General features: G+C 45.8%; 2 protein-coding genes. Both read right to left on the reverse strand.

Going from position 1 to position 478, the window contains the following annotated elements; translation table 11 throughout:
- The coding region (locus tag DVK06_RS17480) for a transposase (RefSeq protein ID WP_394345532.1) at nucleotides 1-143 on the reverse strand (143 nt) is incomplete at its 3' end.
- Between the two features lie 92 nt (nucleotides 144-235).
- Nucleotides 236-478 (reverse strand): hypothetical protein (locus DVK06_RS19460; protein WP_233561806.1); only part of this gene is annotated, 243 nt, incomplete at its 5' end.

Genomic DNA, 478 nt, shown 5'->3' on the forward strand with positions numbered 1-478 from the left:
CGAATCCAGTTTGCCAGGCTCGAGTCCGGAATGCTAAGCCGCCTTGCCGCTTGCGCAGGTCCTACCGACTCTGCCAGACGTAGCGCCTCAATCTTGAACTCGGTCGTATACTGTCGATTCGTTGCCGATGAAACTTGTGCCATCATTGCCTCCATACACCATCAATTTATCAAATTTCTGGTGTACGTGAAATCGGGGCAAGGTCAACGTCTCATCTGATTTGAAAGAAGTAAAGCTACTCATTAGTGAGTATCACCGCTTGGTTCTGCGATAAGCTTGTTGACGAGTGCTTCAAACTTTCAACGATTGTTTTTCCTCTTGAGTCCTTTTCTTTGAAGTCGATCCCCAACTGCTTTAATTTATGGAGCTTCTCTTCACTTATTTCCTGATACCGCACCATCCACCAAGCAGGGTAATTCTCACTTTCTGAGCCAAAAGAACAATTGATAGGAAGGCCTATTCTCACAAAGGCATCTAG

The sequence above is a fragment of the Halorubrum sp. Atlit-28R genome, from assembly GCF_003665955.1.
GTDB classification, from domain to species: Archaea; Halobacteriota; Halobacteria; order Halobacteriales; family Haloferacaceae; genus Halorubrum; species Halorubrum tropicale.